The sequence below is a fragment of the Vibrio ruber DSM 16370 genome (assembly GCF_900163965.1).
GTDB classification, from domain to species: Bacteria; Pseudomonadota; Gammaproteobacteria; order Enterobacterales; family Vibrionaceae; genus Vibrio; species Vibrio ruber.
Window position 1 is genome coordinate 252056 of record NZ_FULE01000014.1, and the last position, 26968, is coordinate 279023.

Consider the following 26968-nt stretch of genomic DNA (forward strand, 5'->3'; position numbering starts at 1 on the left):
AGTAATCGACACCCTAAGCATGACCGTACGAGCTGTATCTCTGTCTCTATACTCATGACTGAAGTGAACGGAACCACTTCACCTTAGTGGTGATTTGATCTACTATTGTTAATAATAAAAATATAGATAACAAACGGATGAAGAAGAGTAATCTTGAAACCAATACTGGCCATCGCTTTATTTCTAAAGCGAAAACTGCTTATAAAATTCATATACATACGCCAGATGATAAAGTTTTACACCGCTCTGTTGGTTTCATTCGTATTGGTGAAAAGAAAGGGCTAAAAAAGGCAATCTTGCTTCGTAATGAGCTGGGTCGTCAAATGTGGGGTAAGCACTGGCGAATGCTCCTTAAAGACCCTTATCTGATGACGCGGTTACCCCACAGCCTTGAACCTAAGATTATCTATAAACCTCGCCCCACAAAAGACAATCCGAATTATCGCGATGCTTGCTACATTGCTGCTTGGCGAACTTATGACGAACAAGGCAAGTGTCACTTCAAGAGCGTCGTCTGTTCCATCAATAAACATGGGAAACTGGCCGCATACACAAAAACCAAAAAAGCGCTGCTCGATGCGCATAAAGATTATCTCGATATTTTAATTTTTATGGGCAGATTAAACAGCATCGACCTGAAGTAACTTCTTTTCTCACTCTGATGTCTTTATTCCATATTCTCCTCTCATTTTCGCTGCCCAATAAAAAACGCTGTGATATGCGAGCTTTAATCTCTCATAGCACAGCGCTAAACAAGGTTGAACCCGATAAATAGAGATTCGTTTATTGCTTAATGACGACCTGATAAGTAAATGTCGGAATTTCAACTTCAACCCGGCGGTTTTTCGCCCGGCCTTCTTTGGTATCGTTGGATGCGACAGGATCTGATTCACCCATACCACGGACAGTGATCCGCTCAGCATTAATCCCCTGAGAAACGAGCTGATCAGCAACAGCCTGAGCTCTTTCCAACGACAGTGATTGGTTGTACTCTTTTGACCCGGTCGAATCCGTATAACCGGTCACTACCGCAGTCGCTTGAGAGTGACGAGACATTAATTCAACCACTTCCTGAAGATCATCAATCCCCTGTTTGCTCAGTTTCGCACTGTTTAGTGCAAAGCTGCTTTCACTGCTCAGGCTCTTTTTCACCGTTTTAATCACGGGTGTATCAGCTGGTTTTTCCACCGGTTCAGGCGCTTCTTCAACAATGACTGGTTCAACAGAAGCGGGCCGGGGCTGGCTTGTAATCACAGGTGTAGACTCTGAATGACCAAAGCGATATGTCACACCCAGTGTTGCCATATTGCCTTCAGCTCGGACAATATCATTATTGATATCAGTCAGTGTCTGATATTCAAGACGTAGAGCGACATTGTCCGTCGCATTCAGTTCCAAACCTGCCGCAGCCAGATAAGACCAGTCTTCTTTCGAACCATAGTCGACATAAGCACCACCAAGTTTCGCATACAAATCAAGATTTTGATAAAGAGGAATATTGAACTTAGGCGCAATAGTCACCGCATTCACATGATCATTGACCATGCCTGCCCCGGTAAATTTTCCCAGATGGTCATATCCAGCCTCAAGTGCAACATGCTCCCAAGCCTGATATCCGAGAAAAGCACCGACTGCGGACGAATCATCATCACAGACATCTGTCGGGCGACATGAATCATCCAGCCAAGATTTACCAACTTTACCACCCACATAGACCTCGGCATGAATCATTGCGGAAACCATCCATGATGCTGCCGATACCACCATTAACATTTTATTCATGTTATTCATGCTGCTATTCCTTTTTATTGTGAATGCCCGAACTTGCCTCAGTACCGAACATATTGAATCAAGATCACTCTATTGCATCACTGTAAAAAATGAGAGAGCGGAGTGTTAAATTACTGTCACCTTTATCGAATCTGAAACATGACCATAGTTCAGTTGCATTAACCCAGATTAATGCAACACATTTTATATATAGTTGGAATAAAAAAAGCCGCAACATCAATTGCGGCTTCTCTGCTATTTTCAAGTTATTGTGTGGCATCAGCCAGCATTTGCTTCACGCTGCTCAATAAACTCAATCGCCATCTGAATCCGTTTCATCACACGCGCTTTACCGATCAGCTGCATGGTTGCATCGACAGATGGAGATTGCCCACCTCCTGTTACCGCAACTCGTAACGGCATTCCGACTTTACCCATTCCGAGCTCAAGCGTTTCACATACATCCGTAATGACTTGATGAAGGTTCTCAGTGGTCCACGTCTCCAGCGCTGTTATTTTTTCCAAAGCCAGAACAAGTGGTTCTTTAGCGACCGGACGTAAATGCTTCTTCGCAGCGGCTTCATCAAATGCATCAAAGTCTTCATAGAAATAACGCGCCTGCTGCGCCAGCTCAACCAAAGTCTGTACGCGGTCAGCTAACAACTGAATGACTTCGGTGACCGCCGGGCCATTTTCCGGGTTGATCCCCTGATGATCCAGATGCCATTGCAGATGTCCGGCAACATATTCAGGATCTGAGGTTTTGATATAGTGATGGTTTAGCCACAACAATTTGTCCGTATTAAATGCAGAGGCAGATTTGCTAATCGCATTCAGACTGAAATGCTCAATCATTTCATCACGAGAGAAAATTTCCTGATCACCATGAGACCAGCCAAGCCGGACTAAATAGTTATTTAATGCTTCTGGCAGGTAACCGTCATCACGGTATTGCATCACTGAAACAGCGCCATGACGTTTCGAGAGCTTGGCACCGTCATCACCTAAAATCATGGCACAGTGAGCAAATGTCGGTACCGTTGCACCTAATGCTTCATAGATATTAATCTGGCGTGCCGTATTGTTGATGTGGTCTTCTCCCCGGACAACATGGGTGATACCCATATCCCAGTCATCAACAACCACACAGAAATTATAAGTCGGAGAACCGTCAGTCCGGCGAATGATCAAATCATCAAGCTGATCATTGCGAATTTCTATCCGCCCGCGAATTTGATCAGCAAAAACAACACTGCCTTCTTTCGGATTACGGAAACGAACCACAAAAGCATCACCATCTTTTGCCGCGTCATTCACTGCCTTGATTTTCGGATGATTGGCATCATAGCGAGGATTTTCTTTGTTCGCTTCCTGCTCTGCACGCACTTCATCCAACAGTGCTTTAGATGCGTAACACTTATACGCTTTTCCGGCAGCAAGTAACTGCTCGACAACCTCATCATACCGAGCAAAGCGCTTCGTCTGATAATAAGGGCCTTCATCCCAATCCAGACCTAACCAGCTCATCCCTTCCAGAATTGCATCGACCGCTTCCTGTGTTGAACGCTCTAAATCGGTATCTTCAATTCTTAAAACAAATTCCCCGCCCTGATTTTTTGCATAGAGCCAGGAATACAGTGCCGTCCGGGCACCACCGACGTGAAGAAACCCTGTAGGGCTTGGAGCAAAACGCGTTTTAACCGTCATGAGATTTACCTTTATTCAGATCGAGCGTATCAGCTTCAGATCTAGATGTATCAGCCAAAATTTGGCCAGTATTCTAGCACCTGACTATCAACCACGACAATGACCCTTACGCCTGATTTTTCAATCATGTCAATGGATAGCGCCTTTTCACTTCGGCAGAAAGATCAAAACCCCTTGACCTTCCCCTTGCGTCAAGGTTTATTTTTAAGTGACATGGGATTGAGAAAGAGGCAAATATGCACCATTTAAAACTACCGCTGTCAGGCTTGCACTGTATGGGCTGTGCCCGAAAAGTAGAACATCAGTTAAAAGCGAATTTGGATGTCGAAATCAGCCATCTATCCCCGTCTCTCATTGAACTGGATACCGATGCATCCATCAGTGAAGTCGTCAAACATATCGAATCGCTCGGATATCAGGTTGGTCAAAGACAACACTATACATTACAAGGGCTGCACTGTGGGAAATGTGTCCAAAAGCTCACCGACCTACTGAGTGAAAGTGAACAAATTCAAGATTTGAACGTGACTAAAACATCGCTTTCTCTGGTGACAACCTTACCGGAGCAGACCATTATCGATCAAGTCGAATCACTCGGCTATCAAGCCTTTACAGAAGATTCATCCTCAAATAACAACAGCGCACTCCCAGCAACCCAAACAGCAACGGAATCCACCCCGGCAGCTCCTCCATCTCGCCAGCAGTATCGTGCCGATGTCACAACCAATTTACTTGTGAAAGGGATGACTTGTGCCAGTTGCGTGGCTTCGGTAGAAAAAGCGCTGCTATCCGTCTCCGGAATTAAGAACGCGCAAGTCAACTTGTCAGAACAGAGTGCTGCAGCCTTTTCAGACCAGCAACCCGATCAACAACAGCTCCTTGCAGCGATTCGTTGTGCCGGATATGACGCTGAAATCGTCGATGATCCGGCACAACAACAAGAGAAACAGCAAGCCCATTTAACAGCCACACTGAAATATCACCGCCGCAACGCCATTATGGGGTTATTACTAGGCGTGCCAATCATGGCATGGGGTGTCTTCGGCGGCAGTATGCTGATCCAAACTCAACCACAACAGCTCAGCTGGGGTGTGGTCGGCCTGTTATGCTTAGGGCTGCTTTGTACTGCCGGTAAAAGTTTCTATCAAAGTGCATGGCAAGCACTGCGCCACAAAAGGGCGACAATGGATACACTGGTCGCATTAGGAACAGGTGTCGCATGGCTTTACTCGATCATGGTCGTGGTCGCTCCAGACTGGTTTCCTATCCAAGCGCGTCATGTCTATTTCGAAGCTAGCGCCATGATTATCGGTCTTATTTCTTTGGGACATGCGATTGAATCAAAAGCCAAAGCGAAAACCACACAATCGTTACAGGCATTGATCCAACTCCAACCCCAACAAGCAACGCTCATTACCGAAAGTGATGATCAAAGCATTCCTGTATCGCAGATAGAGAAAGGAATGCATCTGAGAATTAAACCCGGCGATAAACTCCCGGTTGACGGTGTCGTCATAAAAGGCGAATCCTATCTGGATGAATCCATGCTGACCGGAGAACCCATTCCCACTCTGAAACGTTCCGGAGATGCCGTCTCTGCAGGAACCATCAATCATGATGGCAGTCTGGTGATTGAAGCAACCGGTGTCGGCAGTGAAACAATGCTGTCGCGCATTATTCAGATGGTCAGAAGAGCACAAAGTAGTAAACCACCCATAGCAAAACTCGCCGATCAAATATCTGCTGTATTTGTCCCCGTCGTTGTTGCTATCGCGATTATGGCCGCATTTGTCTGGTTTTGGTTCGGCCCAGAGCCCAAAGTGAGCTATATGCTTGTTGTCGCGACAACCGTTCTGATTATTGCCTGCCCCTGCGCATTAGGGCTTGCAACCCCACTATCGGTGACGGTTGGTGTCGGTAAGGCCGCAGAGATGGGCATCCTGATCCGTGATGCCGAGGTACTTCAAACCACCAGCCACATCGATACGATTGTCTTCGACAAAACAGGAACCTTAACTGAAGGGACACCAAAGGTTCAATCGGTTGACAGTCTTCACCGGGAAGAGCACGAGTTGTTATCCATCGTCTATGCGCTGGAGCAACAATCTGAGCACCCATTGGCGAAAGCGGTTTGTGAATACGCCCGCTCGAAACAAATTTCAGCGGCTCAGATTTCCGCCTTCCAAAATCTCCGGGGGCGTGGTGTTACAGCCAATTATAACGGTCATACCGTTCATATTGGTTCCCAGCATTACATGACATCTTTAGAGTTCTCATTTGACCAGATCCAGCCCGCGCTTGATAAGGTTCTTGCTCAGGCATGGACACCACTCCTGATTGCTATCGACCAAGAGATTGAGGGTGTAATTGCCGTGGCAGATCCGATTAAAGCTGATGCAGCAGAAGCCATTCAGGCACTCAACAAGCTGGGAATAAAAACGGTTATGTTAACGGGCGATCACCACGCTGTCGCACAAGGCATTGCTCAACAGTTGGGGATTCAGGAAGTCATTGCACAGGTTCTTCCCGATCAAAAAGCAGCACATATTGTCGAATACCAGCAGGCCGGACACCAAGTCGCGATGGTTGGTGATGGCATCAATGATGCGCCGGCTTTAGCACAGGCAGATCTCGGTATTGCAATGGGAAGTGGCAGTGATGTGGCCATCGAAAGTGCTCAGATGACGTTTCTCAACAGCTCTCCACTAGCGATTCTCAATGCAATTTCACTGTCAAAAGCAACCGTCAGAAATATCAGACAGAACCTGCTCGGTGCTTTTATTTACAACACCCTCGGCATTCCGGTAGCTGCCGGTGTATTGTATCCTTGGTTCGGTTTTCTGCTCAGCCCTGTGATTGCCGGTGCAGCGATGGCTTTATCATCGATTACCGTGGTGACAAACGCCAACCGGTTACGATTATTCCGCAAACCATATCAACCCCATAATTCAGAATAAAAAGTGTAATCATTTGAGTGAGTAACAGTTGCTTACCGACAGCAACGCAATCTATGCTAGGCGTTCAGATGAATGCCAGAAGATAGGAAACCCACTTATGCAACTCACCCGTCTGCTTTCAGTCGGTGCCATCATGCTCAGCTTTTATACTCAGGCTGAGCCATTGTACTGGCTTGCCAGTAAGAATCAGATGCAGCTGATGCTATTGGGCTCGATTCACGTCGGACACCCGGATATGTACCCTTTACCCAAACCGGTGACGGATTTTCTTCGTGACAGTGACGGATTAATTGTCGAAGCCGACATTCGTCAGGCAAACACATTGCAGTATCCGCCTGTCAAATGGACATCACAACAAGTGCTCTCGGCTTCAGAGCTGGAAAAATTAGAAAGTATCGCTGAACAGTTAAACCTCAATGTTCAGCGTCTGAAAGCTTCACCGCCATGGCAAACGGCGATCGGTTTACAAATGCAGGCAATCAGCCGATTAGGGTATCGCGCTGATCTCGGCATCGATCAATATATGATTCAGCAGGCAGCGTCAGAATCCATCCCGATTATTGGCCTCGAATCACTCCAGTCGCAAATCGATCTGCTGGCGGGTATGAAGCAAAATGGCAAAGAACTACTGACAACAACGCTGGCAGACTGGGGAGAAAACACGCATGAGACCGAGTGTTTGGTGGCGAGATGGCATCAGGGTGATCCTGAGCAGTTAAAACAGCTGATAGACCATCATGACATGTCCCAGGAAATGTCTGAACAGCTTGAAATTCAAAGAAATCATCGCTGGTTAAACCAACTCACGTCCCCACCGATATTTTCTGAACATCCCTCAAAATATCTCGTTGTCGTTGGCGCCTTACACCTCATCGGTGAGGAAAACTTAATTCAATTGCTGACCAAGCAAGGGTTCACCGTCACCCGACAAAACACCATTGGGAAAGGGGCCGTTCAGATAGATGAATGTCGCTGAATGATAATCAGCGACAGAAAGAGCTGGTTGAGAGCCGAAAACGAAAAAAGCCTCAGCAAGATGCTGAGGCTTTCAGAATGTGGTCGGTGAAGAGGGATTCGAACCCCCGACCCTCTGGTCCCAAACCAGATGCGCTACCAAACTGCGCTATTCACCGAGTATTGCTCCGTTGGACGACGATCAACTGCGTCTCAACGGATGGGTATAATACGGATTCTGATTATAGACGCAACTCATTTTCGCTGATTTTTTTAAAAAAATAATCAAGTGTTCAAAAGACGTCCATCTCTGACTATAAATGTGACAATGAACACATGAATTTCAACAAATAAGCAACTTCCTCAATACACTTGATCCAGATCATCACTTTATTCATTGACTCACTTTATGTTTAACACGTCTTCGCAACTTTGAAGAAACACCGCTTGAAACTGAACGTCAGGGTTTTGCTTTGACATACAGATCGTCATTGCGTCAACACAGTTTGGTCACATGTGTCGTTTCTTATCACAAAGTCATGAATGACAAATCTCCTCACTAGATCGCTTAGCTCCTGTAAAAAACAGTTATAAGCTATGCACCGGAGCGGACTCTTTTCCACTCCGGTTTTTTATTTTTATCCGCTGAAAATTGTTCCCCGATCCCTCAAGTGTAATTCTTTTGTCAATACACCAATTTAGCCGATATACCACGTTAATAACGCACACCTTTGGTAAATGAATGTTGCGAGAGTCTTGCATCTGAAAATCACTTCGGTATATATACCAAATCACCTCAAGGTACGTGATGTACAACCACTCGGAGGAATACGCATGTCTCAGGAAGATTTCGAGTTATTTCAGCAAATGATGGAAGATGTCAAACCTCTGAAACACGATACGGCCGAACTCAAAAAAGCCTTGCAGATTACTGATACACACCTCGCCCGCCAAGAAGCAGCGATGAAACTAGAACAGCATGAATCTGATTACCTGTCTCTGGAACATGCGCCACAAATCAGGCCTCATGATCTGATTGAGTTTAAAAGAAACGGGGTTCAGGACGGTGTTTACAGAAAACTCAGGCTAGGTAAATACCCGGTTCAGGCTCGCTTGGATTTGCATCGAAAAACGCTGGAGCAAGCACGTGATGAAATCGTGAAATTTTTACGTCAGTGTATGCGCATGGACATTCGAACCGTCCTGATCATTCACGGCAAAGGCGAACATTCAAACCCACCGGCCCTGATGAAAAGCTATGTATCATACTGGCTTCCCCAAATCGAAGAAGTCCAGTGTGTCCACAGCGCACAGCGTTTCCATGGCGGAAGCGGCGCACTTTATGTGCTCCTGCGTAAAAGTCAGGTACAAAAGCAGGAAAACCGTGAGCGACACCAGAAAAGACGCCCTCATTAACCGAAAAGCCACCAGCCAATATCGGTTATCGACGCCCTTCACATCAAAAATCAATCAAAAATCAGACCCTAAAAAAACAGTCAGACTTCGCCAGACTGACTGTTTTTTTATCTGATAAAGCGGACTTACTTAGTACCGAAGATTTTATCACCGGCATCACCAAGACCGGGCACAATATAACCTTGTTGATTCAGATGATCATCGATAGCAGCAGTGTACAGCTCAACGTCAGGATGCGCTTTTTCCAAAGCCCGGATCCCTTCAGGCGCGGCAACCAAAACCAAGACTTTAAATTGTGTACATCCCTGCGCTTTAAGCAGATCAATCGTTGCGATCATCGAACCACCGGTCGCCAACATTGGGTCAACCACCAAAGCAATTCGCTCCTCAATATTTGAAGCAATCTTATTAAAATAAGGAACCGGCTCAAGCGTTTCTTCATCCCGATAAATTCCGACGACACTAATACGCGCACTCGGTATATGTTCAAGCACCCCATCCATCATGCCTAATCCCGCACGCAGGATCGGCACAACCGTCACCTTTTTACCCTTGAGTTGATCGACTTCAACAGCACCGTTCCAACCTTCAATCGTCACTTTCTCGGTTTCAAAGTCCGCCGTTGCTTCATAAGTGAGCAGGCTGCCCACTTCAGTGGCTAGCTCACGAAAACGCTTGGTACTGACATCTCTCTCTCTCATCAAACCCAATTTGTGTTTGACAAGCGGGTGCTTCACTTCAACAACTTTCATCTGCATCTCCGACATTCAATCAAATAAACTTTCCGATTATACATACTTTCTATCGTTAATTTTATCCTTAACCTCTGGGAATATCATGATTTAGCGCATTGAGAAGCCATGATTGCCATCAATTTTCAGTCTGTCCCGCCGGATAAAAAAATCAGCGCAAACGTTTTCCTTTTACTTTTTTCCCCTGTAGAATAGCGCCGTTTTCATATCCAACCAAAGAACGAGGATGACCCCGTGAGTGGCAAGAACACATCTCTGAGCTATAAAGATGCAGGCGTTGATATTGATGCAGGCAACGCGCTTGTAGAGCGAATTAAAGGTGCAGTAAAGAAAACGCGTCGCCCGGAAGTAATGGGTGGTATCGGTGGTTTCGGTGCCCTGTGTGAATTACCTACCAAATATAAGCACCCGGTGCTTGTATCAGGAACGGACGGTGTCGGTACTAAATTACGTCTGGCACTGGATATGAAAAAGCATGACACGATCGGAATCGATTTAGTCGCAATGTGCGTCAACGATTTGATTGTACAAGGTGCTGAACCGCTATTTTTCCTTGACTATTATGCGACCGGCAAACTGGATGTTGATACAGCAGCAGACGTGGTTTCAGGGATTGCCGAAGGTTGTCTTCAGGCTGGATGCGCGCTGATCGGCGGAGAAACCGCAGAGATGCCCGGCATGTATGAGGGTGACGATTACGATGTCGCCGGGTTCTGTGTTGGTGTCGTCGAAAAAGAAGCGATTATCGACGGTTCTAAAGTTGAATCCGGAAACAGTCTGATTGCTGTCGGCTCAAGTGGCCCTCATTCCAATGGCTATTCACTGATCCGTAAAATTCTGGAAGTCTCTAATGCGGATAAATCCGAATTGCTGGAAGGAAAATCAGTTGGTGAACACTTACTCGAACCAACAAAAATCTATATCAAGTCAGCACTAAAGCTAGTTGCTGAACATGATATTCACGCCATTTCTCATATTACCGGTGGCGGGTTCTGGGAAAATATTCCTCGCGTTTTACCACAAGGCACCAAAGCGGTTATCGATGGCAGCAGTTGGGAATGGCCGGCTATTTTCAAATGGCTGCAAGAAAAAGGAAATGTCGATACTTACGAAATGTACCGCACTTTCAACTGTGGTGTCGGTTTGATTATCGCATTGCCAGAAGCACAAGCTCAGGCCGCAGTCGAACTTCTCCGGTCAGAAGGAGAAAACGCTTGGGTTATCGGACATATAGCAGAAGCACAGGCTGACGAAGCGCAAGTAGAGATTAAATAGTTCATGAAAAGTATTGTCGTTTTAGTTTCGGGCAACGGGACCAACTTACAAGCCATCATTGATGCTTGTGACTCAAAAATGCCCAATGGCAGAGTGACTGCTGTTTTTTCAAACAAAGCGGATGCTTACGCGCTGGAAAGAGCCAAAAAAGCCAATGCAGCGGCAATCTTTGTCGATCCAAAAGCCTTTGACACGCGTGATGCCTTTGACCGCTCATTGATGGAACAGATTGATGAGTATGCACCTGACCTGATTATTCTGGCGGGTTATATGCGTATTCTGAGCGCAGAGTTTGTCCGCCATTACATGGGAAAGATGATTAATATTCATCCTTCACTATTACCGAAGTATCCCGGACTGAATACTTATCAGAGGGCCATTCTCGCCGGAGATGAGGAACACGGCACAAGTGTTCATTTCGTGACGGAACAACTGGATGGTGGCCCTGTCATTCTACAAGCCCGGGTTCCTATCGATGACGATGATACCATTGAGTCCCTGACCCGTAAGGTTCAACAACAAGAACACCGGATCTACCCACTGGTGGCACAATGGTTTGTTGAAGACCGGGTCGAAATGCGTGACGGCAAAGCCTATCTTGATGGCGAACAACTGGGCATTCATGGCTATAAAGGCCATTCGGCGCGTTAAGTCAGCAACTCCCTTTCTATTTCTGAAAAGCGGCTCTCCAGCCGCTTTTTTTATATCCTGCATCTGGTTCAATACCATACAACATTTTCTCCACCGACTGACTCACAACATGACGATGGTATGGAGCTCACCCGTTTCGGAAAAAAAATGCGCCAGCTTGCATAATAACAATACAAAGACTATGGTTATTAGAATGCAAATAGACTGGATATAAATATGTTAGATATCAATACATTATTATTAGATTTCCGTATTACTTCTTATTGCAATCTCGACTGTGACTTATGCTTCAGAAATCCCGGCATTGCAGACCAATCAACCGAAAGTGCATTGAAGGTATTAGATAAAATGTACCAAGTCGGATTCCGTCGCGTCGGGTTCACCGGTGGAGAGCCCACCACCAGAAAAGATTTTCTCGTCTTAATTGAACACGCCAAAAAACTCGGCTTTATGACTTATCTGTCAACCGTCGGTCACCGCTTCATTATGGACCACGAGCGGTTAAACGGTGTGCTGGACTGGGTTGGAATGCCCATTGATGGGATAGAAAAACAAACCAACTGTGATATCAGAAGTGACAAGATGGGAAATCAGCATCGCGTGATCAAAGATATCCTGACTTGGTTATCACAGACAAATAACACCATTAATATCAAACTTACTACTGTTGTTTCTCAAACCAATGCACATCAAATCTCCGACATTGTGCGCTGGGTAAATAGTTTCCCCTATAAAATTCAGTCGTGGCGATTTTATCAGTTTTGTCCGCTCGGCGTGGGTAAAGAAAAACGAGATAAGTTAGAAATCGATACTGACTTATTTATCAGCACAATGAAGCAGACAAAAAATGAATTTCCGGATCTGCCACTGAGCTGGGCAACTTTTGAAGAACGTGACAAAGCCAATATTGTGATGGAGCCCAACTTTGATGTCATTATTCCCGACGGTGAAAACTATACCTATCTGTGTAATATGGAAAAAGACTCTCCGGAACAAATTATTCACCATATTTTTGGTCAGCCTGAAATTATGCAGAAATGTGAAAACAATCGATTCTGGCTCGATGAAATGGAGTTTGTCTCATGAATAAACACCACCTCTATACCCCGCCATGGGCAAGCAGTGAATTACCGGATATACAGGATGCCCACCCGGTATATATTGTCCTGTCCGGTAACTCTGGTGTTGGGAAAAGCACATTACTCCGTTCGATCTCCACCCATATTTATGAAAATAATTCCCGGACAATTGCGATTGATGAAAAATCACTTCATCATCCATTACTACAAGACCTTTTTGATAAGCCAGCAACGTATGGCTATCCGTTACAGCTTAATTTTATGATCCAACGAGTGCTGCTGGTTAAATCTTGGCTAGATAAAGGCGTTAATGTTATTATGGAACGCTCTCATATTGAGGATTATATATTTGCAAATTTTATGTATAAGCAAAAATATATATCCAGAGAACAGCATCAAGCGTATATGTCTTTATGGCATCAACTCACGGATATAATCCCCGATCCTGATGTGATTGTTTACATGAATTTTCCACCCGAATTTTCATTAAAAAATTTATCCAATGATGAGTCAAAAGGCATTCGTCCCCGGGAATTTCCTGATGAAGCAACCAAACAACGCTGGATTCATGGTTGGGGAGAAGAATATCAGTCACTGATTGATAACTTACCGACGCATTTGAAAGAGCGAGTCGTTGAATACAATCAGCAAATGACCGTTGAAACCATTACCAATCTCGTGATTAATAAAATTCAGAATAAACAGGAGCCTTTATGCGACAGCGAACTATTGTTTGCCCCTTGATTACCAACAACGGGGATTACTTACTCTGTAAAATGGCGAGTGATCGCGGTGTATTCCCCGGTCAATGGGCACTTCCCGGAGGCGGAATGGAACCGGGAGAAACAATGGAAGAAGCATTAAAACGTGAAATCAGAGAAGAATTAGGCCCCGACTTAGCGCTGACGCACATCTCCCCGTGGACATTCAGAGACGATACTCGGATCAAGACTTATCCAGACGGCAGTCAAGAAGAAATCTATATGATTTATCTGATATTCGACTGTGAAAGCGCCAATCGTCATATTGCGATTAATGACGAGTTCCAAGAATTTAAATGGGCAAGCCCTGAAGAACTTCCCTCTCTGGATCTTAATGAGGCGACAAAAGTGACATTTGCACAAAAAGGACTACTGAAATAATACCAGAGGCTTGCATATCGCAAGCCTCTATTATTCGTATTCGGTGATTCTGAGATGCCGTTCTATTCAAGAGGTTCCGTCGGTGCCTGACAGCCTGGTTTTGCTTCCGCAAACGGCACATCTGCTAACTGACACTGATTACTGTCAATCAACTCACCATGATGAAAGATATTGTATTCTCCGGGCTTCATTCGGTGCCACTGCTCGTCCATTGTCAGTGGCTGAGTCGCAATCACCGTCACTACATCATTGGGTGTCGTTTCTTCCTGAAAATTCACTTCGACTTCTTCATCAATCAACGTCGCCTGACCAAAAGGTGAGCGGCGTGTAATTGAGTATAGATGGTTCGTGCAGTAGGTCATCACATGCTCACCATTTGTCAGGAGCATATTAAACACGCCCATCTGTCGAAGTTGGTCACACAGCGTGGCAATAAAACGACACACTTCTATCGCATCATCGGGTGGTGTCGGATATTGGTCATCCAGCCGCTTGAGCAACCAACAAAATGCCAGTTCACTGTCTGTTTCGCCCACCGGCCGATGATTGGCAGTATCAAGATCCTCATAACCACTCAATTGTCCATTATGGGCAAATGTCCAGAAACGCCCCCAAAGTTCGCGTGTAAACGGATGGGTATTCTCTAAACTGACCCCACCACGATTAGCCTGACGAATATGGCTAATCACGGCCCTGCTTTTGATTGGGTACCTCTGAACTAATTCCGCTATCGTAGACTGATAGCCCGGCTTTGGATCCTTGAATGTGCGAAACCCCTTCCCTTCATAAAACGTAATCCCCCAGCCGTCACGATGCGGGCCTGTTTTACCACTGCGTTGAATCCAGCCAGTAAAACTAAAACAGATATCGGTCGGAACATTCGCGCTCATGCCGAGCAATTCACACATAACCTGCAATCTCCCAGTAGAACGGTGTTTAAGCCATTTCTTTCTCGATCAGCATGATCAGGATATGGATAATTTTAATATGAATTTCCTGAATCCGATCAGCATAACCGAAATGAGGTACACGAATCTCAACATCAGCAATACCAGCCATTTTGCCACCATCTTTGCCGGTTAAAGCGATGGCTTTCATGCCTTTTGCTTGAGCCGCTTCGATCGCTTTCAGAATGTTTCCGGAATTTCCCGATGTAGAAAGCCCGAACAATACGTCGCCTTTGGCGCCGACAGCTTCAACATAACGAGAAAATACAAATTCATAACCAAAATCATTACTGACACACGACAGATGGCTCGGATCCGAAATCGCAATGCCCGGATAACCAGGCCGGTTATCACGATAACGTCCCGTCAATTCTTCAGCAAAATGCATCGCATCACAATGAGACCCACCGTTCCCACAAGAAAGCACTTTACCACCCTGTTTAAAAGAATCTGCAATCAGCTTGGCAGCCGCCTCTATCTGAGCAATATTGTGCTCATCACTTAAAAACTTGTTTAGTACGTCGGCAGCTTCGTTCAGCTCGTTCTTAATTAAATCGTGGTACATAACTCAATTCTCTTTGATGTATGCTGAAATGGCACTCTTAAGACAAGAGCGATACATGTTTACCCGGCTCACTCATAATATGTTGGTGAAATGTTCCGGTGATAATCATGAGTTTACCCCAACAATTCATTCTGTCGAGCCTTGCCCTGTAAGAATGCTGTTTCTTCCCTCAGATCCAGCGCATCATCTCACCAAATCATCAGAAAGTGACTCACAATTCGATCTCCTTAACACTTTTGCAACATAGTAACTGGTAAGACCTCTTTGATAGTTCTACGATGAAAACATCTAAATAATCCGATTAAGGAAAATTAATATGAGTATTTTGCTCTCAATTGTCGTACTACTCGCGGTATGGGGAATCTGCGCCTATCATCGTCTCTCGATGGCATTGGGAACAGGACTGCTGACTGCGTCACTGGTTGTGTTAACGCTGCTTGGCCATGTCGGTTTTACATTCTGGGTTATTTATGCACTGATTATTGCTGGCGTCACGGTTCCGTCCATCCGGCAAAATTTACTGACGTCTCAGATATTCAATCTGTTTAAACGCCAGCTCCCAACAATGTCTAAGACCGAAAAAGAAGCCTTAGATGCGGGAACCGTCTGGTGGGAAGCCGAGCTATTCCGGGGCAAACCAGACTGGCAACAACTGCATCGCTATCAGGCACCTCACCTGAGCGAAGAAGAACGCGCATTTTTAGACGGACCGGTCAATCAGGTCTGTGAGATGGTCAATGACTATCAGGTCACTCATGAACTGGCAGACTTACCCCCTGAAATCTGGGAATACCTGAAAGAACAGAAGTTCTTTGCCATGATTATCAAAAAACAGTACGGCGGGTTAGAGTTTTCAGCCTATGCACAGTCTCTGGTGCTCCAAAAGCTGGCGGGTGTATCCGGTATACTGGCTATCACTGTCGGTGTGCCTAACTCCTTAGGCCCCGGAGAATTATTACAACATTACGGCACCGAAGCACAAAAAGATCATTATCTCCCTCGCCTCGCCACCGGGCAGGAAATTCCTTGTTTTGCCCTGACCAGCCCTGAAGCCGGATCCGACGCCGGTTCAATTCCTGACTTCGGAGTGGTTTGTAAAGGCACATGGGAAGGAAAAGAAGTCATCGGGATGCGTCTGACATGGAATAAACGCTATATCACGCTTGCCCCGGTAGCAACCGTATTAGGGTTAGCCTTTAAATTACAAGACCCGGATCATTTACTCGGTGAAGAAGAAAACATTGGTATCACCTGTGCGTTGATTCCAACCGATATGGCAGGTGTTGACATTGGCCGGCGTCACTTCCCGCTCAATATTCCATTCCAAAACGGCCCGACTCAGGGAAAAGATGTCTTTGTTCCGCTCGATTTTATCATCGGTGGCCCGAATATGGCCGGTAACGGATGGCGAATGCTGGTTGAATGCCTGTCGGTGGGTCGCGGCATCACCCTGCCATCGAATTCAACCGGGGTCACTAAAACTGCGGCAGTCACAACCGGGGCTTATGCGCGAATCCGTCGTCAGTTCAAACAACCGATTGGAAAAATGGAAGGAATTGAAGAGCCATTAGCACGCTTAGGCGGGAATGCCTACCTCATGGATGCAGCCTGCCAGCTTACCGTAACCGGTATCATGAAAGGTGAAAAACCGTCCGTTATTTCAGCAATCGTCAAATACCACTGTACTCATCGGGCGCAACAGTGCCTCAAAGATGCAATGGATATTACCGGCGGGAAAGGCATTTGCCTTGGCCCCTCGAACTTTTTGGCACGGAACTATCAGGGCTCGCCAATCGCCATTACGGTTGAAGGTGCAAATATTCTGACCCGCTCGATGATTATCTTCGGCCAGGGGGCGATTCGCTGCCATCCCTACGTACTCAAAGAAATGGAACTGGCCCATGCTTCAGGCACTGACGCAATGACCCAGTTTGACCAGACACTCAGCTCGCATATTGCTTATACCATCAGTAATGCAGCGCGCAGTTTTTGGCTGGGACTCACCAATGGACTCGGATCGGCTGCACCGCATCGTGATGAAACCAAGCGTTACTATCAAAGACTCAACCGTTACAGTGCCAATCTCGCACTGATGGCAGATCTGACAATGCTGACACTTGGCGGTAGCCTGAAACGCAAAGAACGCGTCTCAGCCCGTCTGGGTGATTTACTCAGTCAATTGTATTTGTCATCGGCAACATTGAAACGCTATGACGATGATGGCCGCCACACTGAAGATTTAGCCTTGGTTCGCTGGGCATTGGAAGATAGCCTGAAAGAGATGGAAGTGGCGTTGTCTGAATTACTGGACAACTACCCGTCCCCGATTTTGGGATATCTGCTCAAACGGGTACTGATGCCATTTGGACGAGTTTGTCACGGCCCCGGCGATAAACTTGATCATCAAGTGGCCAAGTTACTGCAGTCCAACACTGCACCAAGAAACCGTCTGGGTCGTTATCAATACTGGTATGCAAGCGAACATAATCCCGCTGGTCGGATTCATCAGGCCTTGGATACGATCATTCAGGCAGAACCAATTTTTGATAAGATTTGTCAGTTGAAAGGTAAACATTATCCATTTACCAATTTAGATCAACTGGCTAAAACAGCGTTGGATGAACAGCTGATTTCAAGCGACGAGTCTGATTTACTGATCAAGGCAGAGCAGGAACGACTCTATGTGATCAATGTCGATGACTTTGCACCGGAAGCGCTGGCAGCAGGCTCACCTGTTCATCCGAAACAGGAAAAAGCCAAACGCACCAATCGGAAAACGGCCACTTCGGTATAAGCGTCATAACGGGTCAGTGCCATTTGCAACAAATGCCATTTGCAACAAACTCTCTGACCCGTTTTATCCGGATGAGTCTAGCAGCAAAGGCAGTTTGATTGACCATCAGTAAAAATGCCAGTCAGGAAAACTGACTGGCATTTTTTTTGTCTCCGATAAGATATCTCAGAACATCAAAACTATTTTTTGGGCATATCGAGCTGGAGTGGTACTTCAGCTTTTTTCGCTTTTCTCTTGCGGATAACCATCCAGACCACCAATCCTAAAATCAAAGCAACGACATTCCCCAACACGATATAAATCAGCTTCCACTTTCTTGCTGACTCTCGCTGTTTCAGAATTTCTTCCTGCTGCTCCAGCTTAATTTTCTCAGCAAGGGCTTTCTCTTGCATCAGCCGCGTCTGCTCGATATTCACATCTTCAACCACGCTGTATGTATGTTCGGGGATGGGGAAAATAAGCGGCCGTTTAGAGTTGGCTTCAGTCGCATAAACGCGGCCGTTCCATTTAAAGTTACCGACTTCACCATTGTTAGGAATGGCCAGTTTAACGGTCAAAGATTCAGTCCCGGACTGGCCTTCGGCAGTAAAGTGATTGTCATAGCGATCCCAGTGATCAATATGTGCAATCACCGAACCCGGTTCGATCGTCCCTTCTAACCCGGTGAATACCACTTGATGTGGTTGATCATCAACCCGGGACTGAATAAAAGACGTGGTAATCGGTGACGGATAAACCAGCACTTCTTGTTCCTGCGCGCGTAAGAACACGCCATTCCCGGATGTAATCCGAGCCCGATATCTACCCGGCTCAGAAAAAATGTTTAATTTGACGGTGAAAACGCCGTCTCCCGGTTTCTCATCAAGCTCTCGCCCGTCATCGGCAAATTCCCCGATGACATCCGGGGTCGGACGTGCTTCTTTAACCAGTTGCGCTTCATTCTCGATATATTTAGTAAAGGTCACTTTCAGTTTGACGCGATCCAAAAAATCACGAATCGTCAGCGGCTTATCATCAGAGGTTAATCTAGCTGTAAACTTAATCTCTTCGCCTTGATACAGTCGTAACGGGAGCTGGTCGGTGGTTAATGCCAGATTTGAAATCAGTCGGATATTATTTTTAGGGGTCACTTTACCGACAGCCTGCCAAGGGCCGGGCATCGGTTTTTCGATTGAGATAATATCCATTGATGGTTCCTGATACCAACGCACATTATCCGGATGTTTCCATGAATAATATTTCGTGCCATCAGGACGAACTAAGACTACCGGTTTCGAGGGTTTCTCACGGTAAATGACGAACGTTATCTGACTGATGGTCGGATCAACACGAAAGCGGTTATCCAATAAAGACACCGGAGAACTTGTTGCAGCATAACTTCCCAGCGATACCCATAGCCCGATAAAGATCGTTAACACCCGCAACATATATATTCACTCTCCTACTGACGCCAAAGACAGCTGCCATTTTTTTCAACTAAATCTAAACGATCTTGATGTGCTTGTATTTCATCGGCCGTTGCGCTTAAAACCTTTAGCGATTTTCGACCGGGAGCAACCCTGCGAATCGCTTCACCGCCATCTCCGGAGCTTTGTCCCGCCGAAAATTGCAGTGAGGTTTGTCCACCTGTCATAAACAGATAAACGTCAGCAAGAATCTCCGCATCGAGTAAAGCGCCGTGCAACGTCCGGTGTGAGTTATCGATACCATATCGTTCACACAATACGTCCAGATTGTTCCGCTTACCGGGGAAAATCCGTTTGGCCATTGCCAGTGTATCCGTCACCTTACAATACTGTTCTGTTTTACCGGTATTGACTCCCAGCTTGGCAAACTCATAATCCATAAAGCCGACGTCAAACGGTGCGTTATGAGCCACCAGCTCAGCGCCACGGATAAATTCCAGAAAAGCGGCATGAACATCTTTATATTCCGGTTTATCGACGAGAAATTCATCGGTAATACCGTGAACTTCAATCGCTTCAGGCTGAATTTGACGATCCGGCTTCAGATAGACATGAAAATGTCTGCCGGTCAGCTTGCGATTGATAATTTCAACCGCACCGATCTCGACGATCCGATGTCCCTCATAATGCGGGCCACCATCTTGGTTCATACCCGTGGTTTCCGTATCAAGAACCACGATACGATGTATTTCAGAATTGTTGCTAGTATTCATTGGGATAACTGTGTCAGACTATGTTGATTCAATCACTGTGGCTTATAGTATCAAATCATGGCGAAACAGGTGGAAATTTTCACAGATGGTTCTTGTCTCGGTAATCCGGGACCGGGTGGATATGGGATTGTTCTGCGTTATAAAAGCACTGAAAAAAACCTTTCTCAAGGCTTTCGGCTCACAACAAACAACCGCATGGAAATGATGGCAGCCGTTGTGGCACTGAAAAGCCTCAAAGAGCCCTGTCATGTCACTCTGACAACAGACAGCCAGTACGTCCGGCAGGGAATTACCCAGTGGATTCATAACTGGAAGAAGAAAGGCTGGAAAACAGCAGATAAAAAACCCGTCAAAAACGCAGACTTATGGCAAGCACTGGATCAAGAAACCCAGCGACATACAGTTGAGTGGCGTTGGGTGAAAGGTCATGCCGGTCACCGGGAAAATGAAATTTGTGACCAACTGGCACGCACAGCAGCCGAATCTCCGACGGCTGATGATGAGGGATATCAACCTTAATCCATGATCCGAAATGAACGATAATTGACCCGAACCGGACTCAGCGGACGTTTTAAACGCCAGTGCGGTTTAATCGGCTTTAACGGATAGGTTCTTTTTCTGGCCACAATAAAATACAGACTGCCGAAAGCGCGCCAACCATCACTGATATTGTTTTCCAGCCAAGTCCAGAGAGGACGGTAACTCTGGATAGGAAACAACGCATACCGCTGACATTCAACAACTTGATAGTTCAAAACGCCTAACCAATCACTGATCCGGCTGGGCGTGAACATTCGCCCGCTCCACGGTAAATATTTTTTTCGCCACGGTAAGATACTCGCACACCCGGTCAGACTCATCGGATTAAATCCCGTGACGATCAGGTAACCATCATCAACCATCACCCGGTCAACTTCTCTGAGCATTCGGTGCGGATCGTTACAATAATCGAGCTGATGCGCCAGAATGACCACATCGATACTTTTTTCCAGAAACGGCAAGTCGTAACCATCTGCAATTAATGTATGCAATTGATTTTCTATATCCAAATGGACTTGATGTTGAATATTTGAAAGACTACTGGCAAGCTCACAACTTAAACCACCCAGTTTTAGCATATGATAACCGAATAATTTCGGCCACCACTCATCTAACCGGGTTTGTATCGACTCACTAACCCATTGACCATTTTTCAGTTGGTCCCAAGAGTGCGGCTTATCGATTTTTTTTTCACTGCGTGCCGGTTCCATGACTGCCCCGCTACATAAGCTCAATAAAAAAGGTGAATGGAGATAACTCATGTTAAACATCAAAAGCATACCTGCATTTCGCGACAATTACATCTGGCTCATCCAAAATCGGGATCAACACTGCGTCGTTGTCGATCCCGGTGATGCAGGCGTTGTCATCGACTACCTGACATCCAATCATCTGACTTTAGATGCGATCCTCATTACACATCATCACCCTGATCACACTGGTGGCATCAGTGAACTCGTCCGCCACTTTCCTCATATTCATGTTGTCGGCCCGGCTAATGAAGCCATCGGCGGTATCACTCATGCCGTCTCCGGTGGTGATCAAATTGAAATTTTCGACCATATATTCCACATTCTCGATTTAAAAGGCCATACGCTGGGACATATTGGTTATTTGGGTGAGTCTGAAGTCTTCTGTGGTGACACGCTATTTTCTGCCGGATGTGGCCGCCTGTTTGAAGGCACAGCCGAAGAGATGTGGCAGTCACTCCAGAAATTGAGATCCTTACCGGAAGACACCAAGGTTTACTGTGCTCACGAATATACGTCCAGTAATATTGCTTTTGCGTTAGCCGTCGAACCGGAAAACCCGGCGTTACAAGCTTATCGCGATACCGTCAACCGCTTGCGTGCCCATCATCAACCGACCCTGCCAACCACGATCGGACTCGAAAAACAGATTAATCCTTTTTTACGTCCGGATCAGGCTGAAATTATTAAATCCGTCTCAGATCGGAGCACCGACCTTGATCCGCTTTCGGTTTTTACAATATTACGTGAATGGAAAAATGAATTTTAACACTTCCTCTCTTGTCATCATTATCCTGACACAAGTATCATCACGGGTCGTGTAAAAAAGGCTGTTATTAATTTATGAAAATACATCTCAGTTGGGTGCTAATGTTGTTAGTCACCGGATGTCAGACCACCCAACCGTTTGAACCAGTGAGTGCTTCCGAACCGACGAATACACCATCTCCGGAGCATTCAGAAAACGCAGCCGCAAAGCCGCCTGCAATGCTCCGGACGGCTGTCGAAAAACAGAAGAAAATCCTCACGCCACAGGAACAAGCTGACCTATGGCAGCGTATTATTATGCAGTTTCGCCTACCGATACCGGATGACGCATCCGTCAATCGGTATCGAGCCTGGTATCTCAAACATCCCAGACATTTAGCAACGGTCGCCCAAAGAGCAATACCATTTCTCTATCTGATCACCGAAAAAATTGAACAACGTCATCTACCGCTGGAACTCGCTTTACTCCCCGTTGTAGAGAGCTCATTCGACGCCTTTGCCTACTCCTATGGCAGAGCCGCCGGTTTATGGCAGTTTGTGCCTTCAACCGGGAAGATGTATGGTCTGAAACAAAATTTTTGGTATGACGGGCGCAGAGACGTGGATGCGGCCACCAGCGCGGCACTAGATTACCTTTCCTATCTGAATAAAAAATTTAATGGCAATTGGTATCATGCCATCGCAGCTTACAATAGTGGCAGTGGCCGGGTCTCATCTGCAATTCGAAAAAATAAGAAGAAAGGGCTGCCAACCGACTTTTTCTCGTTAGATTTACCCAAAGAGACCAGTAGTTATGTGCCTAAACTGCTGGCACTGGTCGATGTGATTGCCCATCATCAGCAATACGGTATTAAACTTCCGCCGATTACCAACCAACAAGTATTGGCACGCGTTGATCCCCAAAAGCAGCTCGATCTTGCCGTAGCGGCAAAGTATGCCGGGATCAGCGTCAGAGAACTTCAGAGTTATAACCCGGCCTTCAATCAATGGGCTACCTCACCGAATGGTCCATACCAGTTACTGATTCCTGTCGATAAAGTCAACATTTTTGAACAAGCCCTTGAGGCCGATGATGGTCGGGGCATGAAGCTGATTCGCTATCAGGTTCAATCCGGTGATGTGCTGAGTACCATTGCTCAAAAATACAATACGACCACGAAAGTAATTCAGACTGTGAATCAGCTGGATGGGATGTTGATTCGTGTCGGACAATATTTGATGATCCCGACCTCAGTCAAAGACGAAAAAGCTTATGCCCTGAGTATGAGCAATCGACTGGCGAAGATTCAGTCCAGAGTCAGAGGTCAGTATAAAATGACCCACCGCGTTCGTCCCGGGGAAAGTTTATGGACCATTGCTAAACACTATCACATCTCTCACCGGTCTCTGGCAAAATGGAATGGGATGAGCCCCAAAGATCCGCTCAAGATTGGCAAGTCATTGGTTATCTGGAAAAAAGCCAGTGACGGTGCAATCATCCGCACTTTGTTTTACAAAGTTCGCAGTGGTGATACCCTCAGTGGCATTGCCAATAAATTCAGGATCAGAACATCCGATATCATCAAATGGAATAGCCTGATGGAAGAACAATACCTCCAACCCGGCCAACAGTTGAAATTATATGTCGATGTCACCAAAGTCAGTGTCTGATCACATCACTTTACCGGTACAGCCGTACCGGTAAAGCCCTTCCGATTACGTAATAGAACTTCCCCCTGAATATACCTACTTCGGTAAAGAGAAAGAGACCTGAATCGGATTATGATCCGACGCCGTGGTCTGAACCACACGAGCCTGATTGAGAACCAGCCCGCGGTAAAAAACATGATCCAACGGATGGGAAAGAAACTGTTTACGCTGGTCATCAGAGAAAGTGACTTCCTGCATCGATAATGACGCCATCATCTGATTGACCAATTGAATTCGCTCATCACTCCAGCTATTAAAATCACCGGCAAACAAGATCGGCCCCTGATGAGCGGTCAATGTTCGCGTCAACTGTTGCAACTGTTGCTGAAATGCTTCGATTCCAAGCGAGAAATTAATGGCATGGACATTGACCACCGCCAGCCTTTGCGCCGGTTGACTTAACTGGTAATAAGCAACCAACGCCGATTTAGGCAGACGAATCAATGGCTCATCAGCAGTATAAGCACAAGCCGAAATAGGGGGGGGCCCGGCAATATTCATTACTCCGGCAGACTTGTTGAAGACAGAGAAAGCATGAACCTGTAACGCAGACAGATTTTGTTGCATCAACCATTGATACAATGGCGAGCCAAAACTTGATTCCTGTAGCAATATCAACTGCTTATTCCGGCTATATTTGCTCAGAGCCGGTTCCCAGTCGGAACGGTTCTCTTTATAGATATTCCAAACCAGCACATTCAACACACCTTGCGCATCAATCGCAGCCGGAATATGGCTATTTTGATAACATTGCCCATCAAATGAAGGAACAGATGACTTTGCAGGCACTAATGACATCAGTTGCGGTGAGTCTGGAACTTGAAAAACAATCGTCGCACCTAATGCAGAGAGGAGTAACAATACGGCAAGGAGAATTCCCAGTCTTTTTTTCATGGTATGCTTTCCGGAAAGTAATCAAAGAATGAAACGGGTAGGAATAAATCAGAATCGATGGTTGATGACAAAGAAGGAGCCATCGGCTCCTTCCGGTAATAAATTAGATCGCGTCTTCGTCTTCTTCACCGGTGCGGATCCGAATCACCCGCTCAACATCGGTGATAAATATTTTACCGTCGCCAATCTTGCCGGTCTGTGCGGTTTCAATAATTGCATCAACACACTTATCAACCACATCACTGGATACGACGATTTCCAATTTTACTTTCGGTAAAAAGTCCACCATATATTCAGCACCGCGATATAGCTCAGTGTGCCCTTTCTGACGACCAAATCCTTTAACCTCTGAGACAGTCATCCCCGTAATTCCGACATCGGCAAGCGCTTCACGAACATCGTCGAGTTTGAACGGTTTAATAATAGCTTCTATCTTTTTCATGTTCATCCTTTAAACTTTATGGGTTGCAGGCATTATCGATTACCAGAAGAAAACATTCAACAATCCCTCAACCGACAAGCAATCATCACGCCAATATGAAATGAATAGATTAATCATCTCTGACTGGCATCATCCGCAACCAGCCCTCTGAGATTCAATCCAGCCGAACTGCTGAAAACTAACACAATGAGACATTTGTACAATCCCATCAAACTGCATGACCAGCTCAATAATACGTTGTTCCGGTACTGATATCTATGTCGCCGTGCCCCAAATCAGCTCATAGTCTGAACCAGAAAAGCGCTCATCAACAAACAACCCTGCCACGGCTATCACCTGCTGCCCACTCACCAGAATCGGCATTCTCCGCCGCTGCCAGCTCGGGATCCGGTACTCTTGAAACAGCTTTTTCAATTTATGCCGCCCCTTTCGTCCGACGGGAGAAGCGATCAATCCTTCCGGATTAAACATCACCCGCAGTGGCATAGACAGACAATGTGTGTCTAATCCAAGTGCGCCTTGTGTACCTGTCACGCTCTCGGTTAATAAAGAATCCTCGGTTAATAAAGAATCCTCAGTTAATAAAGAATCCTCAGTTAATAAAGAACTCTCAGATAATGTTAGTGTCCCCAACCCATCAGGAAGTTCAATCGGAGCATTCAATTTTATCGGGGACTGCCAGTCACTGATATCTGTATAAACCGGAATACAATAGAGATGTTCGGCAAAGCGACGCACCTCATAATCACCGATACGACACCGCGGATTGGCATCGGTTTTCGCCTGCAAAACCTGATGAATGATATTTTCAAGCTGAATCCGGCTTGGCATCGGATGACCAAGTTGCTCAAACCACATCCGTAATAGCTGTGCCTGTACCGCTTCACTACTCTCGAATAAGCAGCGGATCGACAAACGACTGTCCGACTGCAACGCTGCGCGATAACGTGCTTGAAGCAATTCACTGAGTAAGGCTTCCTGACTGGCGCATAACTCGGCGCTACGCTGTACCGCTTGCGGAAAATGAGGCCAGCGCTCCACCAGTAAAGGCATCACCTCATGACGAATAAAGTTGCGGTCAAAACGAGTATCCTGATTGCTCTCATCTTCCACCCAACTTAATTGATGAGTATTAGCATACGCCTCAATTTCCGCTCTTGAGACATTCAATAAGGGGCGTAATAACCGCCCTTGATGCCATGGCATCGATGCCGCCATACTCGATAACCCTTTCGGGCCACTGCCCCGTTTGAGAGCCAGCAGAAAGGTTTCCAGTTGATCGTCACGATGTTGTCCGGTCAGCAACAAATCCCCCTCATCGATATAACGCTGTAACGCCTGATATCTGGCCTGACGGGCAGCAGCTTCCAAACCATCACCTTGTTGATCGACCTCAATATATTCCACCTGAAAAGGCAATCCTTCTTCTGCACACCATTGTCGGCAACATTCAACCCACTGGTCGGCCGAAGCACTCAGTCCATGATGGACATGCACCGCTATTGCCGGACACGGATTATCGCTCACGTAGCGAGCTAACAAATGAAGCAAGACGCGCGAATCAACACCACCACTCAATGCCAGAATACATCTGGTTTGCGGAGATTGAATATGGCTGGTCATAAACTGAAAAAAATCGTGATAAAGCATTGAGGTCGCATTTCAAAAAACACTGGAGACCGTCAGTTTACCTTGGCC

General features: G+C 46.1%; 24 protein-coding genes and 1 tRNA gene. 13 read left to right on the forward strand and 12 right to left on the reverse strand.

The features are described 5' to 3' along the window. Positions 1–137 precede the first annotated feature (137 nt). Positions 138–644, forward strand: a complete 507-nt coding sequence (locus VR7878_RS05335) for a Fe3+-citrate ABC transporter substrate-binding protein (protein ID WP_077334078.1) — start codon at positions 138–140, stop codon at positions 642–644. A 139-nt stretch (positions 645–783) separates the two neighbouring features. Here the strand turns inward: VR7878_RS05335 and VR7878_RS05340 are convergent, their stop codons facing one another. Both VR7878_RS05340 and gltX read right to left on the reverse strand, forming a co-directional pair. Further along, a complete protein-coding gene (locus VR7878_RS05340; protein ID WP_077334197.1) occupies positions 784–1782 on the reverse strand; it encodes an OmpA family protein in 999 nt (332 codons plus the stop codon). 267 nt (positions 1783–2049) lie between these two features. Further along, entirely contained in the window at positions 2050–3477 is a 1428-nt protein-coding gene (gene gltX, locus VR7878_RS05350) for a glutamate--tRNA ligase (RefSeq protein ID WP_077334082.1), read from the reverse strand. Between the two features lie 236 nt (positions 3478–3713). Here gltX and VR7878_RS05355 point away from each other — a divergent pair, with 236 nt between their 5' ends. Together VR7878_RS05355 and VR7878_RS05360 are read left to right on the forward strand one after the other, a co-directional pair. Next, positions 3714–6434, forward strand: a complete 2721-nt coding sequence (locus tag VR7878_RS05355; protein ID WP_077334084.1) for a heavy metal translocating P-type ATPase — start codon at positions 3714–3716, stop codon at positions 6432–6434. 97 nt (positions 6435–6531) lie between these two features. Next, on the forward strand, positions 6532–7410 hold the full coding sequence (locus tag VR7878_RS05360) for a TraB/GumN family protein (protein ID WP_077334086.1): 879 nt from the start codon (positions 6532–6534) through the stop codon (positions 7408–7410). A gap of 80 nt (positions 7411–7490) precedes the next feature. Here VR7878_RS05360 and VR7878_RS05365 read toward each other — a convergent pair. Further along, positions 7491–7567, reverse strand: a tRNA-Pro gene (locus tag VR7878_RS05365). Positions 7568–8222: 655 nt separating this feature from the next. On the opposite strand from VR7878_RS05365, the gene smrA reads away from it, so the two are divergent. Further along, on the forward strand, positions 8223–8804 hold the full coding sequence (gene smrA, locus VR7878_RS05370) for a DNA endonuclease SmrA (protein ID WP_077334088.1): 582 nt from the start codon (positions 8223–8225) through the stop codon (positions 8802–8804). A gap of 125 nt (positions 8805–8929) precedes the next feature. On the opposite strand, the gene upp is transcribed toward smrA, so the two are convergent. Next, positions 8930–9556 (reverse strand): uracil phosphoribosyltransferase, encoded by a 627-nt coding sequence (gene upp, locus VR7878_RS05375; protein WP_077334199.1) that lies wholly within the window; start codon positions 9554–9556, stop codon positions 8930–8932. Positions 9557–9790: 234 nt separating this feature from the next. On the opposite strand from upp, the gene purM reads away from it, so the two are divergent. The 5 genes from purM to nudI all read left to right on the forward strand — a co-directional run bounded on the left by purM (position 9791) and on the right by nudI (position 13703). Further along, positions 9791–10831 (forward strand): phosphoribosylformylglycinamidine cyclo-ligase, encoded by a 1041-nt coding sequence (purM, locus tag VR7878_RS05380; RefSeq protein ID WP_077334090.1) that lies wholly within the window; start codon positions 9791–9793, stop codon positions 10829–10831. 3 nt (positions 10832–10834) lie between these two features. Further along, positions 10835–11482 carry a phosphoribosylglycinamide formyltransferase gene (purN, locus tag VR7878_RS05385; RefSeq protein WP_077334092.1) on the forward strand — a complete coding sequence of 216 codons (648 nt, stop codon included), beginning with the start codon at positions 10835–10837 and terminating at the stop codon, positions 11480–11482. A 216-nt stretch (positions 11483–11698) separates the two neighbouring features. Continuing rightward, positions 11699–12568: a radical SAM protein gene (locus tag VR7878_RS05390; RefSeq protein ID WP_077334094.1), complete on the forward strand. Its 870-nt coding sequence runs from the start codon at positions 11699–11701 to the stop codon at positions 12566–12568. Beyond that, positions 12565–13305: a deoxynucleoside kinase gene (locus VR7878_RS05395; protein ID WP_077334095.1), complete on the forward strand. Its 741-nt coding sequence runs from the start codon at positions 12565–12567 to the stop codon at positions 13303–13305. The genes VR7878_RS05390 and VR7878_RS05395 overlap by 4 nt, the downstream gene beginning before the upstream one ends. After that, positions 13275–13703, forward strand: a complete 429-nt coding sequence (gene nudI, locus VR7878_RS05400) for a nucleoside triphosphatase NudI (RefSeq protein WP_077334096.1) — start codon at positions 13275–13277, stop codon at positions 13701–13703. The genes VR7878_RS05395 and nudI overlap by 31 nt, the downstream gene beginning before the upstream one ends. 62 nt (positions 13704–13765) lie before the next feature. Here nudI and VR7878_RS05405 read toward each other — a convergent pair whose 3' ends face one another. Next, positions 13766–14611: a class II glutamine amidotransferase gene (locus VR7878_RS05405; protein WP_077334098.1), complete on the reverse strand. Its 846-nt coding sequence runs from the start codon at positions 14609–14611 to the stop codon at positions 13766–13768. 28 nt (positions 14612–14639) lie between these two features. Continuing rightward, positions 14640–15215 (reverse strand): D-sedoheptulose 7-phosphate isomerase, encoded by a 576-nt coding sequence (gene lpcA / locus VR7878_RS05410; protein ID WP_077334100.1) that lies wholly within the window; start codon positions 15213–15215, stop codon positions 14640–14642. A gap of 316 nt (positions 15216–15531) precedes the next feature. Here lpcA and fadE point away from each other — a divergent pair, with 316 nt between their 5' ends. After that, the gene (fadE, locus tag VR7878_RS05415) at positions 15532–18009 is read left to right on the forward strand and encodes an acyl-CoA dehydrogenase FadE (protein ID WP_077334102.1); all 2478 of its coding nucleotides are present in this window, start codon (positions 15532–15534) and stop codon (positions 18007–18009) included. A gap of 179 nt (positions 18010–18188) precedes the next feature. On the opposite strand, the gene VR7878_RS05420 is transcribed toward fadE, so the two are convergent. After that, positions 18189–19436 carry a TIGR03503 family protein gene (locus VR7878_RS05420; protein WP_077334104.1) on the reverse strand — a complete coding sequence of 416 codons (1248 nt, stop codon included), beginning with the start codon at positions 19434–19436 and terminating at the stop codon, positions 18189–18191. Between the two features lie 14 nt (positions 19437–19450). After that, positions 19451–20188, reverse strand: a complete 738-nt coding sequence (gene dnaQ, locus VR7878_RS05425; RefSeq protein ID WP_077334106.1) for a DNA polymerase III subunit epsilon — start codon at positions 20186–20188, stop codon at positions 19451–19453. A 57-nt stretch (positions 20189–20245) separates the two neighbouring features. Between dnaQ and rnhA the strand changes: the two genes are divergently transcribed. Continuing rightward, entirely contained in the window at positions 20246–20707 is a 462-nt protein-coding gene (rnhA, locus tag VR7878_RS05430; protein WP_077334108.1) for a ribonuclease HI, read from the forward strand. On the opposite strand, the gene VR7878_RS05435 is transcribed toward rnhA, so the two are convergent. Continuing rightward, positions 20704–21438, reverse strand: a complete 735-nt coding sequence (locus VR7878_RS05435) for a class I SAM-dependent methyltransferase (protein ID WP_077334201.1) — start codon at positions 21436–21438, stop codon at positions 20704–20706. The genes rnhA and VR7878_RS05435 overlap by 4 nt on opposite strands. Positions 21439–21487: 49 nt before the next feature. On the opposite strand from VR7878_RS05435, the gene gloB reads away from it, so the two are divergent. Both gloB and VR7878_RS05445 read left to right on the forward strand, forming a co-directional pair. After that, positions 21488–22246, forward strand: a complete 759-nt coding sequence (gloB, locus tag VR7878_RS05440; protein ID WP_077334110.1) for a hydroxyacylglutathione hydrolase — start codon at positions 21488–21490, stop codon at positions 22244–22246. 74 nt (positions 22247–22320) lie between these two features. Further along, the gene (locus VR7878_RS05445) at positions 22321–23895 is read left to right on the forward strand and encodes a lytic transglycosylase (RefSeq protein ID WP_077334112.1); all 1575 of its coding nucleotides are present in this window, start codon (positions 22321–22323) and stop codon (positions 23893–23895) included. A 75-nt stretch (positions 23896–23970) separates the two neighbouring features. On the opposite strand, the gene VR7878_RS05450 is transcribed toward VR7878_RS05445, so the two are convergent. The 3 genes from VR7878_RS05450 to tilS form a co-directional block, all read right to left on the reverse strand. Next, positions 23971–24828 (reverse strand): endonuclease/exonuclease/phosphatase family protein, encoded by an 858-nt coding sequence (locus VR7878_RS05450; RefSeq protein WP_077334114.1) that lies wholly within the window; start codon positions 24826–24828, stop codon positions 23971–23973. Positions 24829–24931: 103 nt separating this feature from the next. Then, positions 24932–25270, reverse strand: a complete 339-nt coding sequence (gene glnB / locus VR7878_RS05455; RefSeq protein ID WP_038183495.1) for a nitrogen regulatory protein P-II — start codon at positions 25268–25270, stop codon at positions 24932–24934. A gap of 255 nt (positions 25271–25525) precedes the next feature. Then, a complete protein-coding gene (gene tilS, locus VR7878_RS05460; RefSeq protein WP_077334116.1) occupies positions 25526–26920 on the reverse strand; it encodes a tRNA lysidine(34) synthetase TilS in 1395 nt (464 codons plus the stop codon). Positions 26921–26968: the final 48 nt, after the last annotated feature.

Bases quoted from the DNA above. Each gene is read 5' to 3' on its own strand.
- VR7878_RS05420 (WP_077334104.1), bottom strand. From the start codon at position 19,436: ATGTTGCGGGTGTTAACGATCTTTATCGGGCTATGGGTATCGCTGGGA.
- VR7878_RS05405 (WP_077334098.1), bottom strand. From the start codon at position 14,611: ATGTGTGAATTGCTCGGCATGAGCGCGAATGTTCCGACCGATATCTGT.
- gltX (WP_077334082.1), bottom strand. From the start codon at position 3,477: ATGACGGTTAAAACGCGTTTTGCTCCAAGCCCTACAGGGTTTCTTCAC.
- VR7878_RS05340 (WP_077334197.1), bottom strand. From the start codon at position 1,782: ATGAATAAAATGTTAATGGTGGTATCGGCAGCATCATGGATGGTTTCC.
- glnB (WP_038183495.1), bottom strand. From the start codon at position 25,270: ATGAAAAAGATAGAAGCTATTATTAAACCGTTCAAACTCGACGATGTT.
- dnaQ (WP_077334106.1), bottom strand. From the start codon at position 20,188: ATGAATACTAGCAACAATTCTGAAATACATCGTATCGTGGTTCTTGAT.
- smrA (WP_077334088.1), top strand. From the start codon at position 8,223: ATGTCTCAGGAAGATTTCGAGTTATTTCAGCAAATGATGGAAGATGTC.
- upp (WP_077334199.1), bottom strand. From the start codon at position 9,556: ATGAAAGTTGTTGAAGTGAAGCACCCGCTTGTCAAACACAAATTGGGT.
- lpcA (WP_077334100.1), bottom strand. From the start codon at position 15,215: ATGTACCACGATTTAATTAAGAACGAGCTGAACGAAGCTGCCGACGTA.
- rnhA (WP_077334108.1), top strand. From the start codon at position 20,246: ATGGCGAAACAGGTGGAAATTTTCACAGATGGTTCTTGTCTCGGTAAT.
- VR7878_RS05390 (WP_077334094.1), top strand. From the start codon at position 11,699: ATGTTAGATATCAATACATTATTATTAGATTTCCGTATTACTTCTTAT.
- VR7878_RS05435 (WP_077334201.1), bottom strand. From the start codon at position 21,438: ATGGAACCGGCACGCAGTGAAAAAAAAATCGATAAGCCGCACTCTTGG.
- purN (WP_077334092.1), top strand. From the start codon at position 10,835: ATGAAAAGTATTGTCGTTTTAGTTTCGGGCAACGGGACCAACTTACAA.
- tilS (WP_077334116.1), bottom strand. From the start codon at position 26,920: ATGCTTTATCACGATTTTTTTCAGTTTATGACCAGCCATATTCAATCT.
- VR7878_RS05395 (WP_077334095.1), top strand. From the start codon at position 12,565: ATGAATAAACACCACCTCTATACCCCGCCATGGGCAAGCAGTGAATTA.
- VR7878_RS05445 (WP_077334112.1), top strand. From the start codon at position 22,321: ATGAAAATACATCTCAGTTGGGTGCTAATGTTGTTAGTCACCGGATGT.
- VR7878_RS05335 (WP_077334078.1), top strand. From the start codon at position 138: ATGAAGAAGAGTAATCTTGAAACCAATACTGGCCATCGCTTTATTTCT.
- VR7878_RS05360 (WP_077334086.1), top strand. From the start codon at position 6,532: ATGCAACTCACCCGTCTGCTTTCAGTCGGTGCCATCATGCTCAGCTTT.
- nudI (WP_077334096.1), top strand. From the start codon at position 13,275: ATGCGACAGCGAACTATTGTTTGCCCCTTGATTACCAACAACGGGGAT.
- fadE (WP_077334102.1), top strand. From the start codon at position 15,532: ATGAGTATTTTGCTCTCAATTGTCGTACTACTCGCGGTATGGGGAATC.
- gloB (WP_077334110.1), top strand. From the start codon at position 21,488: ATGTTAAACATCAAAAGCATACCTGCATTTCGCGACAATTACATCTGG.
- VR7878_RS05450 (WP_077334114.1), bottom strand. From the start codon at position 24,828: ATGAAAAAAAGACTGGGAATTCTCCTTGCCGTATTGTTACTCCTCTCT.
- VR7878_RS05355 (WP_077334084.1), top strand. From the start codon at position 3,714: ATGCACCATTTAAAACTACCGCTGTCAGGCTTGCACTGTATGGGCTGT.